Source organism: Bacillus thuringiensis (assembly GCF_001455345.1).
In the GTDB taxonomy this organism is placed as follows: Bacteria; Bacillota; Bacilli; order Bacillales; family Bacillaceae_G; genus Bacillus_A; species Bacillus_A thuringiensis_N.
Genome location: NZ_CP013274.1, coordinates 3,072,107 through 3,088,465, shown reverse-complemented (window position 1 = coordinate 3,088,465; position 16,359 = coordinate 3,072,107). Strand labels below are relative to the sequence as shown.

The window sequence follows — 16,359 nt, the reverse complement described above, 5'->3', positions numbered from 1 at the left end:
ATATAGTAAAAAGAGAGGGGATTAGTATGGCGATAATTGGAATTGATTTAGGGACAACTAATAGTTTAGTAGCAACATGGTCGGAAGATGGTGCAACACTTATTCCAAATGTTTTAGGTGAATTTCTCACACCATCGGTAGTTAGCGTTGATGAAACGGGGGAAGTTTTAGTTGGGCGTATTGCGAAAGAGCGACTAATTACTCATCCACAACTGACAGCAGCAACTTTTAAACGTTTTATAGGAACAGAGAAAAAATATGAGCTGGGTACATATACTTTTTCATCTGAAGAGTTATCATCTTTTGTTATTAAATCTTTGAAACAAGACGCAGAAGCATATTTAAATGAAGAGGTTACCGGTGCTGTAATTAGTGTCCCTGCCTATTTCAATGATACGCAGAGAAAGTCAACGAAACGTGCAGCGGAAATAGCAGGATTAACAGTAGAACGTCTTATTAGCGAACCAACGGCTGCGGCAATTGCTTATGGTTTATACCAAGAAGAATCAGAAACAAAATTTCTTGTATTTGATTTAGGTGGAGGAACTTTTGATGTTTCCATTTTGGAATTGTTTGAAGGGATAATGGATGTAAAATCTATTGCTGGTGATAATTATCTTGGTGGTGAAGATTTCACAAGAAGTTTAATGACCTTCTTCCTCGAATCGCATCAACTGGATCCAGATTCACTTGATCCAAAAACACTATCATTAATTTATACACAAGCAGAACGTTGTAAGCTTACTTTATGTAATCAATCAGCTGCGACTATGAATGTTGTGATTCATAATCAAACATATGAAACGAGTATAAATAGGGGAGAATTCGAAAAAATTGTAACGCCGCTACTGTTACGTCTTCGTTATCCAATTGAACGTGCTCTTCGCGATGCTTCGTTAAATCCGAATGATTTAGACGCTGTAATTTTAATTGGTGGAGCTACTCGAATGCCTCTTGTGAAATCTGTTATTTCTAAAATGTTTGGGCGTATGCCTTATGCAAATATAAATCCAGATGAAACAGTTGCTTTAGGTGCTGCAATTCAAGTTGCCTTAAAAGAACGAAATAAGGCTTTAGAAGAAGTGATTTTAACCGATGTCTGTCCATATTCTTTAGGAACAAGTGTTGTTCAAGAATTTGGAGATGGTAAGTCAGAGTCTGGGTACTTCTTTCCTATTATAGAGAGAAATACACCAATTCCTGTAAGTAAAGTGGAGCGACTATATACAGTAAAGGATAAACAACAATTTATAACTATTGATGTATATCAAGGGGAAAACCGTAGGGTAGTAAATAATTTAAAACTAGGTGAGCTCAAAATTAAGATTCCTCCTGCTCCTGCTGGAAATGAGTCGGTTGATATTCGTTATACATACGACATTAATGGCATTCTTGAAGTTGAGGTAATAAGTACATCAACTGGAGAAAAGAAAAGAACGATCATACAGCAAAACGCTGGAAATCTTACAGATGCAGAAATAGAAAAGAGACTTTTAGAGTTAAGAGATATTAAAATTCATCCGAGAGATAGAGAAGAAAATCGACTTCTTCTTGCAAAGTGCGAAAGGCTTTATGAAGAGTTACTTGGTGATGAACGCAAAAAGATTTCTATACTACTGCAACAATTTGAGAGCGTGCTTACAACGCAAAATGATAAAAAGATTAAAGAAGCTTCCAGTATATTAAAAGAACATATTGAAAGTCTGGAAAGGTGGGCAAATCGCTAATGAGTATTTGGAATACATTGGAGATTGAACCTACTGACAATATTTCAGTGATTAAAAAAGCTTATGCAAAACTCCTGAAAATACATCATCCAGAAGATGATCCAGAAGGCTATCAAAGATTAAGAGAAGCGTTTGACCAGGCAGTGAAAAGTGCGAAAAATATGAAAGATAAGCCGTCGATTCAAATAGATGAAATGAATGCTTCTGATAGAGAACTTGTATTTTCTCCATGGACTGACAGTGATGCAGAAATTGCTACTACTACAATTGCTGAACATCCAGTCTATACATTCATGGAAAGTGTTGAGACGCTTTATGATAATTTCTTTGCACGGATAGAGCAGGGGAATTGGGAAGAAATATTGCGTTCAGATGTGATATGGGATGTTCAATATGCAGCAGCACTACAAGATCAGTTAATTGAATTTTTCCTATATCATTATCACTTCCCACATTCGATTTGGGAATTAATTGATCAAGTATTTCGATTCAGTGAGCAAAGAAATGATTTAGTAAATGAATATGGAGAAAATACAATCCAATTTTTATTAGAAAGAATTAGCGGCGAAAAAGAAATGCGTTATGATATTTTTGAAAAAACTGCTGATTTAGATTTTGAGTTGTATTTCTATATACGAGAAGAAATACAAAGGAAACTGATAGCAAATGAATTAGAAGATGTAAAAGAAGAACTGGATCGTGCGTTTGCAATGTATGAAAGGGACCCTGAATTATTACGTATGCAAGGTATTTATTATTTACGTATAGACAATAAGGAGAAGGCATTACAAGCATTTAGCAATATTCTGTTGATTGATAAAGACGACCCAGATGCATTATTATATCGTGCCCGTATTCAGCATAATCTTGGGCAATTTCACGATGCTATCAAAGATTGTGAACATCTTCTTTCTGTCCATCCAGAGCATATGGATGCGATGCTCATGATGACAAAATGTTTAGAAAAAGTGGGAGAAATAGATAAAGCTGAAAAAATAGTACAGGATGCTTTACAGATAGATATAAACCATGTTGAGTTTCTATCATATTTCAATTCATTTATGGCACAAAGCGGAAAGAAACCAAATAAACCAGGGTTTACAATGGCTTATGTATTTAGTTGGATATTGATGTATAGTGGCATGTTTTTAAGACGTACTTGGGTGTATATTTTATTTTTTATTTTGGCTATTATTACGCGATTACCTTTCAAATATATCCTTCTTCTTCCGGTTGTTTGGGAAGCGTGGAAGTTTTATAGACTGAAAATCAAAATATAAGGAGGAGATTAAGTGTTCGTTTCAAGAAAGAAAAAACAGGTAGAACAATATTTTCGATGCATGTCTACAATATGTATGGATACTTATCTTCTTATTCATTATTTTACAAAATATGAATTTACATTTATAAGAGACCGTATACTTGGGAAAAAGTTTTTGAAAGAACAATTACGAAGATTTGATTGTAAGGAACCGGAACAATTAAAAGAAATGATTGAGTGGTTATTAAAAGAAGGATCACGCCAAGAATTTCAAGCTATGCACAATCAATTAACTCCTCTTTCAGAAGCACAGCGAAAGCTATTACTTCCAAGACAGACAAACGATGAAAAAATGTACGTTGTGAATTACTCATTGCACATGTTACCTGATGCTGGGATTGCTGCATTTGATTATGCATGGTGTATTGCTTTAAGTCGAATTGGTAAAAGATTAGGTTATTTATCTAAAAAAGAAGCGGAACATTATATGATACAAGCGGCAAAACTTGCTCAAAACTCCTATTCAGATTGGCATGAGTATTTTCTTGCTTTTCATATCGGTAGTCACTTTAATAAATTGGACGTAAAATTCACGAACGAAAATAAATACAATATTTGTTACAACTTGGATATGTTTAGAGTCAGAGGTTCTTACCTGAATACAATTGCATGGAAGAATGACCTCCTTACAGATTTAAAGGAAGGATAATTTTTGAGTGGAACCTTATACTAGATCGGATTATATTAAATTTGTTGCTAAATAATACTTCACCAAATGAAAAATTAGCAATATGTTCGTTTGAACATCTAAATTTAGTTCCATAACAGTGCCTTATGTTAAATCAAGAGAAAAACGAGAAGGTTCTTTAAAGATTCTTCATTTAGAGTTGATACTTCTCATTTCGTATAAAAATAGTACGTTATCCTGTTTTTGAGAATCATAGTAAGGATAACGTACTATTTTTTCTATTATGTAATTACATTTAAATATAATGATTTATTTGTTAAGGGACTACAGATGTATTCTCTATAAGATGTGAAAGAAGAGAAGGTTATATTAATCAAAAAAAATTGATTTATAACTTGCATAAAGAACGAAACAGCGTATATACTATAAACATCAAAAAAAGTTGATGAAGGGAAGTGAACTACAATGGCACAAGATTTTCAGCTATATGAGAAAAAATTTAAAGCGTTGGCGGATCAAAAGCGTTTAGAAATTATGTATGAACTTTGCCAGCGAGGCCAGACATGTGTATGTGATTTAACAGAGATTTTTGAAATGACGCAATCTAAGCTGTCGTATCATTTGAAGATTTTATTAGACGCAGGTTTAATTGTAAAAGAAACAAAAGGTACGTGGAGTTATTATGATTTAAATGATGCGGAAGTGAATAATTTATTATCAGAAGAATTGTGCTGTATCTTTAGAAAAACAGGAAAAGGAAGCTGTTGTTAAAAATTTGTACTATTAATCAAAAAAAATTGATTAATAATATGTAAAGAGGAGGAATAAGGTATGAGATATGTTCACGTTGGTATAAATGTTACGGATTTAGAGAAGTCTATTGAATTTTACGAAAAGGTATTTGGTGTATCACCAGTTAAGGTGAAAACAGATTATGCAAAATTTTTATTAGAGACGCCAGGACTTAATTTCACGCTGAACGTGCGAGATGAAGTGAATGGAAATCAGGTAAATCATTTTGGCTTCCAAGTGGATACAGCTGAAGAAATCACATTACATAAAGAAAGATTAGAAAAAGAGGGTTTCTTTGCACGTGATGAGATGGATACGACTTGTTGCTATGCGGTTCAAGATAAGTTTTGGGTAACGGATCCTGATGGGAATGAGTGGGAGTTCTTTTATACAAAAGCACATAGTGATGTTCACAAAATAGAAGATTCATCTTGTTGTACGACTTCTAACGTAGTAGAAAAAAATTCTTGTTGTTAATAGGGGATGGAAAATAAAATGAAACGTTTATCTTTTCTAGACCGATATTTAACACTATGGATTTTTCTAGCGATGGCGGTTGGGATTGGTTTAGGATTTGTGTTTCCTAGTGTAGTAGACCGACTGAATACATTACAAGTGGGAACGACGTCTATCCCGCTTGCTGTTGGTTTAATTGTAATGATGTATCCACCATTGGCGAAGGTTCGCTACGAGGAAATGGGCCGAGTATTTAAAGATGTAAAAGTGTTAGTTCTATCTTTAGTACAAAACTGGATTATTGGTCCGGTACTTATGTTTGTTTTAGCAATTATTTTTCTTCCTGATAAGCCAGAGTACATGGTTGGTCTCATTATGATTGGATTAGCACGTTGCATTGCAATGGTAATTGTTTGGAACGATCTTGCTGATGGGGATAAAGAATATGCAGCTGGTTTAGTTGCTTTTAATTCGGTATTTCAAATGCTTTTCTTCTCGGTTTATGCATACGTGTTTGTAACAGTAATCCCAGAATGGTTAGGGATTAAAGGTGCTATTGTCGATATTACAATGGTAGAAGTAGCAAAATCAGTATGTATCTATTTGGGAATTCCTTTTATAGCAGGTATGTTGACACGTTTTGTACTCGTTAAGTTAAAAGGAAGACAGTGGTATGAAAAGGTGTTTATACCGAAGATTAGTCCACTTACATTACTTGCATTACTATTTACAATCATCGTTATGTTCTCCTTAAAAGGGGAAATGATTGTTAGCGTACCATTAGATGTTGTAAGAATAGCGATTCCGTTATTAATCTATTTTATTGTGATGTTTTTTGTTTCTTTCTTTATGGGAAGAAAGATTGGTGCAAACTATCCGGTGACTACAACATTAGCATTTACAGCAGGTAGTAATAACTTTGAGTTAGCAATTGCTGTAGCAGTTGGTGTGTTTGGTATTCATTCGGGCGTAGCATTCGCAGCTGTTATCGGTCCTTTAGTCGAAGTACCTGTCATGATTGCACTTGTAAATGTCGCTTTTTGGTTTAAACGTAAATATTTTAATGATCAACCGGTCTAAATTTAAAAATAAAGGTGGAAAACAACATGGAGAACAAAAAGACAATCTACTTTTTATGTACGGGAAATTCATGCCGAAGCCAAATGGCAGAAGCATGGGGCAAACAATATTTAGGAGATAAGTGGAATGTATATTCTGCAGGAATCGAAGCACATGGAGTGAATCCAAATGCTATTAAAGCAATGAATGAAGTAAATATCGACATCACAAATCAAACATCAGATATAATTGATGCAAACATTTTAAATAGTGCTGATTTAGTCGTTACGCTTTGTAGTCATGCGGATTCTGTTTGTCCATCTACTCCGCCGCATGTGAATCGTGTTCACTGGGGATTTGATGATCCGGCAGGAAAAGAGTGGTCCGAATTTCAACGTGTTCGTAATGAAATTGGTGAACGTATAAAGCTATTTTCTGAAACAGGGGAGTAAATAAAGGAAAGAGACAATCTTCTATTGTATTGGAGATTGGCTCTTTTTTACTACACATATTCACTATGGGGGATTAGTTAAAAAAGAATAGATAATATATTGTAAAATGACAAAGTTAAGATAAGAAATTTTGAAGAATGGTGAGGCGTTACTGATAACAAATACTAAATCAGTCAGTTTAGAAAAAATGATTGTTTAATCTATTCAAAAGAAAAATAAAAGTTATTTTTTGAAAAACTGAATAATGTTTTTGGAATTATTCTCACGTAAATCATATCCTTTAACGTGCGTTTCATCACTTGCCTTTGCTATTACGATGTCATCATCAGACTCTATCCAAACAAAGAATTCTTGTATAGAATTATCTTGATAAGTAACCTTCATTTTTGAATGTATATGGTTTTTGGCATCTTGATCTAGAAGGAGTGTTTTTTTCTCTGCGCTTTCCATATTTGTAAAAATTGTTTTCATATTTTCTTTATTTATGATTTTGTAAACATCTTTTGAACTTACGTGACTAATCTCAAGTTTTTTTAATTCTTTTTGTTCAAACATAATTTGTTCGGATACATTTTCTTTTATTGTTGTGGATACTTCTGTATTGGAAGCTTTCGTTTCAGTTGAATGACCTGTACATCCAACTAATCCAGCGACACATAATACTCCAATTACCCCAAACTTTAAGTTCTTCAATCATAGTCCCCCCATCTACTATCTTCTATAATTCTATGTTCTATTTGTCATATCCTAGGTATGCTTAATTAAGTGAAATAAATTTTGTTATGGGAAGCGCAATGAATTACATGTACCCTAATTTTTTGTATGGAAGGAGAGAACGGAGTGAAACACCTAATAAAGAATGTATTAATGAATTATTTTAAAGAAATTCATTCACTAGCAGTGGAAGAAGAATTACATAATAATAGTTGGAATACAGATTTGCACTATAAAATTATGGTGAATGGAAAGCGATATTCCGCAAGGTTTATTAATAGCAAGCGAACAATCAATCCAGCTTTTGGGACGTTATTAAATGAACAACTGATAGAGCAAGTACAGTATACGTATTATTTACGCAAGCATGGGATTCCATTTATGCAGATTAACAAGAATAGGACGGGAGAATCATTTACATTTGTCACTTGGAATGATGAACAATACCGATTTGTTTTGTCTAATTGGATTGAAGGAGAACATAGTACATATTGTACAGAAGCTATCGCAAAAGCCTTCGGAAAGGAAGCAAGAAAGATTCATGATATTTCTAATGCATTTCAAAGCTCGATTTTTCAAAAGAAATCACATTTGGATGGGTATGCCCAGTTTACTCATATGCTAGAAAGTAAGGCAAGCACCTGCAAAGAATTACGGGAGTATATAAATCTAGCTAAATATCATATAAAGTGCGCATATACAAGTGAATTAGAATTTATCGTACAAACAGACTTAAATCCGTTGAATGTTGTATGGGACTCACGTGAACAGGTAAAAGGAATTGTAGATTTTGAATCGATTGGATATGTGGATCGTATTGAAGGACTAGCCTTTTTACTAAAGTGGTATTCTCGAACAGAAGGAATACAATCACATGAAGTCAGTTCAAGTGTTGCTAGTGCATTATTAGAAGGGTATAAGGCTCATAATATTGTAACATCAAATGATTATAAAAGACTTTCATCATTGTTATGGTTATCCGGTAGTTTGAATTGGAACTTTGTGAAGAAAACGCTAAGTGTAAGAAGTGATGAGAGGGAATTGGCAGAACATTTGGAAGTTTATAGAGTGAGGGGAGAAAGACTATCTTCATTATTAATTTGTACATAACATGTATGCTCCTAATTTGGGATTTAAAAAGAACCCATATGAGGTGTTCTAAAAATGAAAATACAAATTGTATTGTTTGATGGCTTCGGAGAGCTTGTCTTCTTTGCACCGTGTGAGGTACTCAAAAGAGCGATATTGCCAATTTAATACTTGAAGTAAGAGACAATGCAGTAAATGTTTTTATTCAAAACATCCGAGGAAGATTGTCCATTTTAGAAAGACCTTTAATGACAGCTCGTGGAGATGGTAAAAGTTATATCTATTCTAATTTTAATCCAAAATACGCACAAATGGCTCTAACGATATTTCGAACCCATTATAATTTTTGTATGCCATTTATCACAAAGGAAGGGAAAAAGAAAACAGTAAAAACACCAGCACAACGATTGGGGATTACTAACAAAGTGTTTGATTTAAAAGATATAATTTACTTTACATAGTTAACTCAAATAATAGTGGACTATATTTTTTTAAAAGGTAAATGGAAAATTTATGTTAAAATAATGATAGAGATTGTGAAAAAAATGTTCTTAAACTAACGGTCAGGTTACTTTAAGAAGAATTTTTCAAAGAAAATGGTGAATATCATATTTTGAAGGGGTGATTGCAGTGAAGTAAGTGATTTTTTAATCTTGGTTAAATACTTTGAAGGAAGGGATTTATAACTATGAATACAAAACTAATAATAGTAGAAGGTTTACCTGGATTTGGAAAGTCAACCACTGCAAAGCTAATAAATGAAATTCTAAGCCAAAATAAAATTGAAGTTGAACTATTTTTAGAGGGAAATTTGAACCATCCAGCCGACTATGATGGTGTATCTTGTTTTAATAAATTTGAATTCGATAGATTATTATCTAACAGTGGAGATTTTAAAAAAGTGCTTCTTAAAAGAGTTCTAAAAAAAGGAAGCAATTATTTATTACCATACAGTAAGATAAAAAATGAGTTTGGTGATCAGTTTTCAGACGAATTATTTAACGCTATTTTTAAAAACGATATATATGAATTATCATTCGATAAAAATGTTGAATTAATTGCTGACAAATGGAATGACTTTGCTGAAATTGCTCTAGAAGACAATAAGGTTTATATCTTTGAATGTTGTTTCATACAAAATCCATTAACGATTGGGATGATTAAATATGGTGAACAAAAAGAAAAAATAATAAATCATGTAATGAAAGTTGCAAAAATCATAGAGAATTTAAATCCAATGTTATTGTATGTAGAACAAGATAATCTTGAATTTTCATTTAGGAAGGCATTAAAAGAAAGAACTCCGGAATGGTCCACAGGAATTGTCGACTATTACACTAACCAAGGCTATGGGAAAGAACATAACCATTCAGGTGTAGAAGGAGCGATTAAAGTTCTTGAAGCTAGAAGGAATTTAGAGTTAGAAATATTCGATATGTTAAAAATGAAAAAAGAAAAAATCAATAATACAAAATATGAAATTGACTCATATAGGTCAATGTTAAAAGATAAGTTAACAGTACAAATGGTCAAATAGCTTTTTACACTAACTGGTGCAATTCTTTAAAAAGGCACCGCTGTTTTTGATACTTAAAGTAACATATTGCGAAATATTGTACTTACGCTAACCGGTACTTTAGTTGAAGAAGGACATAAAAACGCTCAGAATATTTTCTGAGCGTTTTAGTTTGCTATTTATAATGCGAAATGCATCCAAATTATTGTGTTATTTCTAATGGTTATTAGCATTTTTCTCTCTCTAAACGGAACCCGTTACTGATACGAGCAGGCTTTTTCTTTTATGTATTCATTTTCTATGGTTAATAATTTGGCTGAATATACCCTAATTTTATTCCCTTTGTAACAGCTTCTAAAAAAGATGAAACAATATTACAAGAAGCACCACCTTCAAAATCTCATCAGCCGATAAAATAAGGGAAGTTCAACATAATGGACATAAACGGTGCTTATACATGTAAAGTAAGATGTCACGAAAATGAATAAAGCCTGATAATTTTTGTGCGCTTTGATTATGTAGAAATAGGGGGAAATGACATGAAAGGCAATACGCCTAAGAAAATTTTATTTATTCAATCAGGAATTTCTTTTTATTATCCAATGATCGAAGCTGCAATTTTGAATAGTCTACAAAAGGTAAACAGCGATACAATTATGGTGAGTCCAGAAAAAGCTATAAAAACCGCGTTAAAAGTGAAACCAGATTTTATTTTGGTACTAAGCGGTTTAATTGAAGAATTTTATCACATTATACCATTCTTAAAAAAGGCAGGGTTTACTACTGGACTTTGGCTGACAGATGATCCTTATTATACGGATGTAACACAAAATCTTGTTCCGTATTATGATTACATATTTACGCAAGATTTAAATTGCATTAAGTTTTATAGGGGGATAGGATGTAATAATGTGTTTCATCTCCCTTTAGCAGCGAATCAAGAGGTATTTAAACCTTCTCTTAAAGAAGATACATATAAGTATGATCTTAGTTTTATAGGCACAGCATTTGAAAATAGAATTAACTTTGTTGATTCTATTTCAGAGTATTTAGCAGAAAAAAACACAAAAATTGTAGGGTTCGGTTGGGAGAAGTTAAAGAATTATGAAAGGTTAAAGGATAAAATACAACTCTTGCCACTTGCAAAGTATGAAGATGCGTTACAATTTTACGTATCTACTAAAATCAATATAAACTTGCATCGTTCACTAATTGATCAGGAATTGAATTGTAATTCTGCAAATATCCAAGCATATTCAGTAAATAATAGGACGTTTGAAATTAATGCCGTAGGTTCTTTTCAATTAACTGATATACGCCCAGATGTAGCAAAACATTACATACCAGGTGTTGAAATAGAAACTTTTAATAGTGCATCGGAGTTTATACAAAAAGCTGATTATTATTTGGAACATGTACAAGAAAGAAAACGTATAGCAAAAAATGGGCTGGATAGGACTTTGAAACATCACACATATGATAAACGAATCATACAATTATTAAACTATATTAATTTGAGGGGCTTGAAGATGTAGTTTAACCATTAACTTAAATGAATTATCATCGGTATACATGAAGTTAAGCATTTGGTGCTTTTAACTAGAGTTGACGCTCGCATTCTATAAAAATCATTTACGAAAAAGGATTTGGATGTTTTTTTAAATTTATTTATTCTGAAAAAACAATTTTGCATTGGAACTAATTTATATCTAATAATTAGAGGAGATTAAAAATGAATCACTTTTTTGTAGAATTTGGTGAATATAAGGCAAGTGTTTGTGAATGGGGGGATAAAAGTAACCCTCAAATCATTTGTTTTCATGGTTTAGGAAGTACAAAATTAAGTTTTATAGAAATAGCGGAATTTTTAAAAGATAACTATCATGTTGTATCGTTTGATCTACCTGGACATGGGAAAACACCAAATTTTGAGAAGGATGAAGATTACGGTGCATTGCATTTAACAAATTGGATAGTAGCGTTACTTGAGCATATAGGAAAAGAAACATTTCATATAGTAGCACATTCATGGGGCGCAAGCGTTGCGCTTCACTATGCAGCAGAATGTCCAGAAAAAGTGAATAAAATGGTTTTGTTAGATGGTGGTTATCATCATGGGAAAATGAATGCAGATTATTTTGCGAAGCTATATAAAGATGCGAAAGAGGGAGAGTGTCCACCGCGATCATTAGAAGAAGAAATCATTCATTACGAAAAAGATTTTGATGAATATATTTTTGATAGTAAAGAAGCGTTCATCCAATCAGAAAAAACGGTTTACAGCAGGTGGTCACCATTAATAGAACGTGCGGTTTATGACTTAATGAGAGAAGAAGATAGTAAAGTGAAATGGCATTGGCGATACCGCTAGAGGTGTAATTAAGTTTCAATATACGGTGTATAAAACATTGAAATCGCATAAAATTAAAAGCGATATTTTATTATTGTATTGCGACCTTCCCGATAATTATTTAGAAATAAGAGAATTGCAGATAGCAGAATGTAAGAAGCGTATTAACATTACGACTAAGCTTTACAAAGATACAGGGCATTTAATGCATTGGGATAGACCAGAAGAGATTGCTGAAGATGTTTTAAAATGGTTCATATAAAGAAAGTCCGTTGTTCGAATGTGAGCAACGGACTTTCTCTTGAAAAACTTAATGTAGTTGTCATAGCCAGTTCCTTTTAAATAGACGCAATAAAACCTAGTTATAAGTTCAAAAGGCAAAAAGTGATGAGAATAAAGAATTAACAAAGCAAGCCAATGCATTGCAAGGTAAGATTCAACAAGAATTTTTAGCTACATTTAATAAGTTGAACATGAAAGATATTACTGGCGATGTAAAAGAATCCCGTAAATCTTTAGATGATCTTATGGCTTGGAGAAGGTTGAGAGTAGTAAGCTTGACAGATTGTTCTGTAGTCGTTTAAATGAGTTATCAACTACAGAAAGAAGTGAAGAGAATGAATGAAGTTATCATTGAAGAAGGATTTAAAAAAGAAATAATGGAATGCAAGCAATGCGGATGGGAGGCAGAATTTATTACTTCCAAAAATGCTGCAATTTTGAAAAATGAACGCCGGATTGCAGTAGAAAAGGTCACGTACCGATGCCGAATCCTTAGTTGTTCTGCAAAATCGGAATATTACTTTAATCGATCGTAATTAAGCGCCAAGCATCCATAACGGGTGCTTTTTTCTTTGTTATATAGAAATTACACATTAAACGTATTTAAATACTGTTTTAGGTATAACATGAGTTGCACCCAATGGTACAGATAACGGATATTTTTCTATTTAGATTAGATGTTAAATGTACCGTGAAACTCTTGGAAATACAATGCTGGAAAAATATAATGATATTGGTATATTACAGAAGAAGGCGCAATTGTAGGAGTAAAGGGGATATGCCCAGGTTGCATACCATATTGACCATATGAAGGATGGTGAAGTAAATGTTGCCAAGTCGAAGTTGGAGCTACAAAAATCCTCATCGGGAAAGGATTCATAATATAATCACTCCTAAAGTAGCATTCATGTAATAGGGTATGCACTTACTGAATATAGATGTGCATAATCTAGGTTTATAAACATAATAATCAACGGACAGAAAATAGGGTTACTAATCTTATGATGTGTTCATTATGGGTGTTTTATTTTACTATGTAGATAGAACAAACATGTGTATAGCAATTATCGTAGGCGCTGCCGTGATCTGGTGGTGTCTTGTTCGTTGTCAAGCAAAGATAAGGGGTAAATAAAAAAAGAGAGCTAATGCCCTCTTTTTTTGATTTGGTAATTAATCGCAGATTGGTATTCCAAGCACTCTTAGAGCTAATGCAACTTGAAGAGAAATCTCTAATCTAGCAATTTCAATACCAGCTACTGAAAGAACTAAAAAAGGTTGTCCATTTACAAACACAACGCAACTATCCATGGTTACGCCTCCTTTCTAGTAATCTAATATAGTATATGAATTAATCATTAATATGTAATAGTTGGATTAATTGATTTGATAGAATTGATAGATTTGCCCATTTAAACAAAACAAACGAACACAACGATTGAAAATAGAGGGGGAAGATAGACTCGCAAATTGAAATATTATTAGTCTAAAACACAAAACATAGACTAGTAAACAAGCTGTTTTCCCTTTTTAAACATAGAATATGATGAATTCTATTTTTAGAGGAGGGAATCATATCTATGGGATGGAATAATAATTTTGGGCATTCTCGAGATCGTAATAACTTTTGGGATGATTTAGTATTTTGCGGATGCGGTCGTAGACGTAGAAGAAACGATTTTAACGATTGTCATTGTAGACGTGACTGTGATTGTGATGAGTGTCGTCGCAGACGTAATCATGACCGCGACCAAGATCGTGAACATAATCATGATCATGGTAATCATCGAGATTGGTAAAATCTTTTGAAAGAGTGCACATCTTAATCGCACTCTTTTTTATTATGTTTTTATGAATACTTATTAGCTCGAAGGATACAGTTTCAATTTGATTTAATATCTGACAAAATGAACGAACACAACGAACAAAAATAGAGGTGAAGAATCATGAACTCTAACGTTACATTTTCCATGCAAATGAATGGCGAAAGCAAAGATGCTACGGCTTATGTTAGTGGTATTGCAAATATATCTGCATTTCTGTTAGCTAACGCAGATAGACATATAGTTGATAAGTTGATAGCTCAAGTTGACATAGAAGAGAAGATGTTCATCGAAGCTACTTTAGCAGGATTAAAACATCATTATTAATAAGTACAGTGTCTCAAAAACATTTTATTAATTAGCATGATATACCATCACATCATCAGAAAGACTAATATAAATTAGTATCCATACAATAAAAAACGTCATCATTTCTAATCTGGCCTGTTTAGAAATGATGACGTTTTTTTGTATTTAAAGGTATTAAAATTTCTTAAGTTGATGGGCATGTGGCGGATCCCTATTTTCAGCTTGTTTCAATTCCTTTCTTACTAGATATCCACTCATTTGCCCATGTATTGACGGAAAAATTCTATTTGTTCGTTGTTAAGTATTGTTGCTTCGTCTTTTCTTAAGTCAAGGTGGAATACATGACCGCTAGCTTTGTCATTATGACCATATTCCTTGTAAATATAATGAAGACCTGCGGATTCTAATTTACTAAGGAAAACAGGTTGAATCCCAACCAATCCATCATTAACACTACAAGTCACAAAGGACGGAGGAAAAGATGACGTAATGTTTGACTGAAAATCCATTTCCTTTTCATATTTATAAATTTCTGTTCCAAGGTAGTCCTTCATCAAAGCATTTAAAAGACTCCTGTACCATTCTTTCGTTTCTTTGTTTTTTATTCTATCGAGAGGATCATACATTCCGTGGTTTAATCCCATTGCTTTTATTTTTATATCAGGCATTTTGAAGTCAAACAGTTTTGCATACTTTAAATTAGTTATAATTGCTGCATACTGACTTGCAATCTGGGCTCCCGCTGAATCACCTACAATAAACAAATTATTTAAGTCCATATGAAACTTTGTTGAATTATTCTTCACCCAATGAAAAACCGAATTTACATCTTCCAGAGCCGCTGGAAATTTATATTTTGGTGCAAGACAGTAGTTGAAGTTTACTACCGTAAACCCGTACTGGGCTAAATTCATGCAGTAAAATTGATAAGCTTCCTTGTTCCCGTACACCCAGCCACCACCATGAATCGATATAATTACTGGCAAAGGTTTGTCCGTATCCTTTGGATAATACACGTCAAGCAAATGGTCTTCACTTTTATCCCCGTAGTAATCAAGGTTGTCAAACCTTTCTATATTTTCTGGGGTAGTTAACCCTTTATCTCTTTTAGCATCACCCTTTTTAAATATCACATTTAATAAAACTGATGTTAATGACATTTTTCCACACCTCTTTTTGTGCAATGAGAATTACTTAACGGATTATTTTGTTTTGGGGGTATTTGCTTTTCTTAGCTTGATGGCGATGTGGTGAGACCCCAATAGGAAAAATTATCTATGATTATTAAAGTGGCCCACCTTCAAAACCGATTGGCCATCCATTGTCTTTAAATTTTACTTTATACTGAAACTCATAAGTGCCTTCATAAATAAACGTTAAACTAAAACCAGGCAATATATAATCGTCAATATTAGCCATCTTTCCAAAAGATATTGTGGATAGGTAGTAGTTATTCATTTCTTGATTAGGGAAAAATTTCTGTAGATATTTTAATGCACAGCTTATATGGAGATAGAGTTCATCGAATATTTTTTTCTGCCATATCTATAATCTCAACATTGGGATTTTCATTATTTCCTTGAATGATAATTTCTACATCTTCCCACTCTCCGATATTCATACTACAAAACCACCGTGCCTGTATGAGATACTTCTCATTTTCGCATACAGTAGGATTAACTAGGTTTAATTTTTTTACCTCATCTTTAGTTATTGGTTTATCAAGAATGAGCTTTTTATACAGAATATCTTTGATGTTAGAGATAATATATTTAGATTTATTTAATTCTAAAGAGTCCATTTCCCACCTCATAAATTATAAAATAAAGTAAATTCCCACTTAA

At 33.0% G+C, this 16,359-nt stretch carries 17 protein-coding genes and 4 pseudogenes; 16 read left to right on the top strand and 5 right to left on the bottom strand.

Features of this window, described 5'->3' with window-relative positions; translation table 11 throughout:
* The first annotated feature begins 26 nt into the window (after window positions 1-26).
* The 7 genes from hscC (at window position 27) to arsC (ending at window position 6,435) form a co-directional block, all read left to right on the top strand.
* Window positions 27-1,727, top strand: coding sequence for a molecular chaperone HscC (gene hscC, locus ATN06_RS16045; protein WP_060631475.1), 1,701 nt, complete (start codon window positions 27-29; stop codon window positions 1,725-1,727).
* The gene (locus tag ATN06_RS16040) at window positions 1,727-3,007 is read left to right on the top strand and encodes a J domain-containing protein (RefSeq protein WP_060631474.1); all 1,281 of its coding nucleotides are present in this window, start codon (window positions 1,727-1,729) and stop codon (window positions 3,005-3,007) included. Before hscC ends, ATN06_RS16040 begins: the two co-directional genes overlap by 1 nt.
* 12 nt (window positions 3,008-3,019) lie before the next feature.
* On the top strand, window positions 3,020-3,697 hold the full coding sequence (locus tag ATN06_RS16035; RefSeq protein ID WP_060631473.1) for a DUF1266 domain-containing protein: 678 nt from the start codon (window positions 3,020-3,022) through the stop codon (window positions 3,695-3,697).
* Window positions 3,698-4,141: 444 nt separating this feature from the next.
* Entirely contained in the window at window positions 4,142-4,447 is a 306-nt protein-coding gene (gene arsR / locus ATN06_RS16030) for an arsenical resistance operon transcriptional regulator ArsR (RefSeq protein WP_000046014.1), read from the top strand.
* Window positions 4,448-4,507: 60 nt separating this feature from the next.
* Complete coding sequence (locus tag ATN06_RS16025; protein WP_060631472.1) at window positions 4,508-4,945, top strand: ArsI/CadI family heavy metal resistance metalloenzyme; 438 nt, start codon at window positions 4,508-4,510, stop codon at window positions 4,943-4,945.
* Between the two features lie 18 nt (window positions 4,946-4,963).
* Entirely contained in the window at window positions 4,964-6,004 is a 1,041-nt protein-coding gene (gene arsB / locus ATN06_RS16020; RefSeq protein WP_060631471.1) for an ACR3 family arsenite efflux transporter, read from the top strand.
* Between the two features lie 26 nt (window positions 6,005-6,030).
* Entirely contained in the window at window positions 6,031-6,435 is a 405-nt protein-coding gene (gene arsC / locus ATN06_RS16015; RefSeq protein ID WP_060631470.1) for an arsenate reductase (thioredoxin), read from the top strand.
* Between the two features lie 222 nt (window positions 6,436-6,657).
* Here the strand turns inward: arsC and ATN06_RS16010 are convergent, their stop codons facing one another.
* Window positions 6,658-7,128, bottom strand: coding sequence for a hypothetical protein (locus ATN06_RS16010; RefSeq protein ID WP_060631469.1), 471 nt, complete (start codon window positions 7,126-7,128; stop codon window positions 6,658-6,660).
* 147 nt (window positions 7,129-7,275) lie between these two features.
* Here ATN06_RS16010 and ATN06_RS16005 point away from each other — a divergent pair, with 147 nt between their 5' ends.
* The 7 genes and pseudogenes from ATN06_RS16005 (at window position 7,276) to ATN06_RS15980 (ending at window position 12,922) form a co-directional block, all read left to right on the top strand.
* Window positions 7,276-8,259: a phosphotransferase gene (locus ATN06_RS16005; protein ID WP_060631468.1), complete on the top strand. Its 984-nt coding sequence runs from the start codon at window positions 7,276-7,278 to the stop codon at window positions 8,257-8,259.
* 54 nt (window positions 8,260-8,313) lie between these two features.
* A pseudogene (locus ATN06_RS29240) lies at window positions 8,314-8,394 on the top strand (DJ-1/PfpI family protein); the annotation flags it as partial.
* Window positions 8,382-8,699: pseudogene (locus ATN06_RS16000) on the top strand (insertion element protein); the annotation flags it as partial. The pseudogenes ATN06_RS29240 and ATN06_RS16000, both read left to right, overlap by 13 nt.
* Window positions 8,700-8,926: 227 nt before the next feature.
* Window positions 8,927-9,775, top strand: coding sequence for a P-loop NTPase family protein (locus ATN06_RS15995; RefSeq protein WP_060631466.1), 849 nt, complete (start codon window positions 8,927-8,929; stop codon window positions 9,773-9,775).
* A 518-nt stretch (window positions 9,776-10,293) separates the two neighbouring features.
* On the top strand, window positions 10,294-11,289 hold the full coding sequence (locus ATN06_RS15990; protein WP_060631465.1) for a CgeB family protein: 996 nt from the start codon (window positions 10,294-10,296) through the stop codon (window positions 11,287-11,289).
* Between the two features lie 197 nt (window positions 11,290-11,486).
* A pseudogene (locus ATN06_RS15985) lies at window positions 11,487-12,366 on the top strand (alpha/beta fold hydrolase).
* A 322-nt stretch (window positions 12,367-12,688) separates the two neighbouring features.
* Window positions 12,689-12,922, top strand: coding sequence for a hypothetical protein (locus ATN06_RS15980; protein WP_140350449.1), 234 nt, complete (start codon window positions 12,689-12,691; stop codon window positions 12,920-12,922).
* Between the two features lie 137 nt (window positions 12,923-13,059).
* Here the strand turns inward: ATN06_RS15980 and ATN06_RS15975 are convergent, their stop codons facing one another.
* Both ATN06_RS15975 and ATN06_RS15970 read right to left on the bottom strand, forming a co-directional pair.
* Complete coding sequence (locus tag ATN06_RS15975; RefSeq protein ID WP_029438876.1) at window positions 13,060-13,266, bottom strand: hypothetical protein; 207 nt, start codon at window positions 13,264-13,266, stop codon at window positions 13,060-13,062.
* 290 nt (window positions 13,267-13,556) lie between these two features.
* The gene (locus ATN06_RS15970; RefSeq protein ID WP_000376554.1) at window positions 13,557-13,694 is read right to left on the bottom strand and encodes a DUF3956 domain-containing protein; all 138 of its coding nucleotides are present in this window, start codon (window positions 13,692-13,694) and stop codon (window positions 13,557-13,559) included.
* Window positions 13,695-13,963: 269 nt separating this feature from the next.
* Between ATN06_RS15970 and ATN06_RS15965 the strand changes: the two genes are divergently transcribed.
* Both ATN06_RS15965 and ATN06_RS15960 read left to right on the top strand, forming a co-directional pair.
* Window positions 13,964-14,182: a hypothetical protein gene (locus ATN06_RS15965; protein ID WP_060631463.1), complete on the top strand. Its 219-nt coding sequence runs from the start codon at window positions 13,964-13,966 to the stop codon at window positions 14,180-14,182.
* A gap of 147 nt (window positions 14,183-14,329) precedes the next feature.
* Complete coding sequence (locus ATN06_RS15960) at window positions 14,330-14,533, top strand: hypothetical protein (protein WP_060631462.1); 204 nt, start codon at window positions 14,330-14,332, stop codon at window positions 14,531-14,533.
* 236 nt (window positions 14,534-14,769) lie between these two features.
* On the opposite strand, the gene ATN06_RS15955 is transcribed toward ATN06_RS15960, so the two are convergent.
* Together ATN06_RS15955 and ATN06_RS29715 are read right to left on the bottom strand one after the other, a co-directional pair.
* Window positions 14,770-15,675: an alpha/beta hydrolase gene (locus tag ATN06_RS15955; protein WP_060631461.1), complete on the bottom strand. Its 906-nt coding sequence runs from the start codon at window positions 15,673-15,675 to the stop codon at window positions 14,770-14,772.
* A 124-nt stretch (window positions 15,676-15,799) separates the two neighbouring features.
* Window positions 15,800-16,316: pseudogene (locus ATN06_RS29715) on the bottom strand (hypothetical protein).
* Window positions 16,317-16,359 lie beyond the last annotated feature (43 nt).

Coding starts and splice junctions, on each gene's coding strand:
- ATN06_RS15980 (WP_140350449.1), top strand. CDS start 12,689: ATGAGTTATCAACTACAGAAAGAAGTGAAGAGAATGAATGAAGTTATC.
- ATN06_RS15970 (WP_000376554.1), bottom strand. CDS start 13,694: ATGGATAGTTGCGTTGTGTTTGTAAATGGACAACCTTTTTTAGTTCTT.
- ATN06_RS16040 (WP_060631474.1), top strand. CDS start 1,727: ATGAGTATTTGGAATACATTGGAGATTGAACCTACTGACAATATTTCA.
- ATN06_RS15995 (WP_060631466.1), top strand. CDS start 8,927: ATGAATACAAAACTAATAATAGTAGAAGGTTTACCTGGATTTGGAAAG.
- ATN06_RS15975 (WP_029438876.1), bottom strand. CDS start 13,266: ATGAATCCTTTCCCGATGAGGATTTTTGTAGCTCCAACTTCGACTTGG.
- arsC (WP_060631470.1), top strand. CDS start 6,031: ATGGAGAACAAAAAGACAATCTACTTTTTATGTACGGGAAATTCATGC.
- ATN06_RS15955 (WP_060631461.1), bottom strand. CDS start 15,675: ATGTCATTAACATCAGTTTTATTAAATGTGATATTTAAAAAGGGTGAT.
- ATN06_RS15965 (WP_060631463.1), top strand. CDS start 13,964: ATGGGATGGAATAATAATTTTGGGCATTCTCGAGATCGTAATAACTTT.
- ATN06_RS15990 (WP_060631465.1), top strand. CDS start 10,294: ATGAAAGGCAATACGCCTAAGAAAATTTTATTTATTCAATCAGGAATT.
- arsR (WP_000046014.1), top strand. CDS start 4,142: ATGGCACAAGATTTTCAGCTATATGAGAAAAAATTTAAAGCGTTGGCG.
- arsB (WP_060631471.1), top strand. CDS start 4,964: ATGAAACGTTTATCTTTTCTAGACCGATATTTAACACTATGGATTTTT.
- ATN06_RS16025 (WP_060631472.1), top strand. CDS start 4,508: ATGAGATATGTTCACGTTGGTATAAATGTTACGGATTTAGAGAAGTCT.
- ATN06_RS15960 (WP_060631462.1), top strand. CDS start 14,330: ATGAACTCTAACGTTACATTTTCCATGCAAATGAATGGCGAAAGCAAA.
- hscC (WP_060631475.1), top strand. CDS start 27: ATGGCGATAATTGGAATTGATTTAGGGACAACTAATAGTTTAGTAGCA.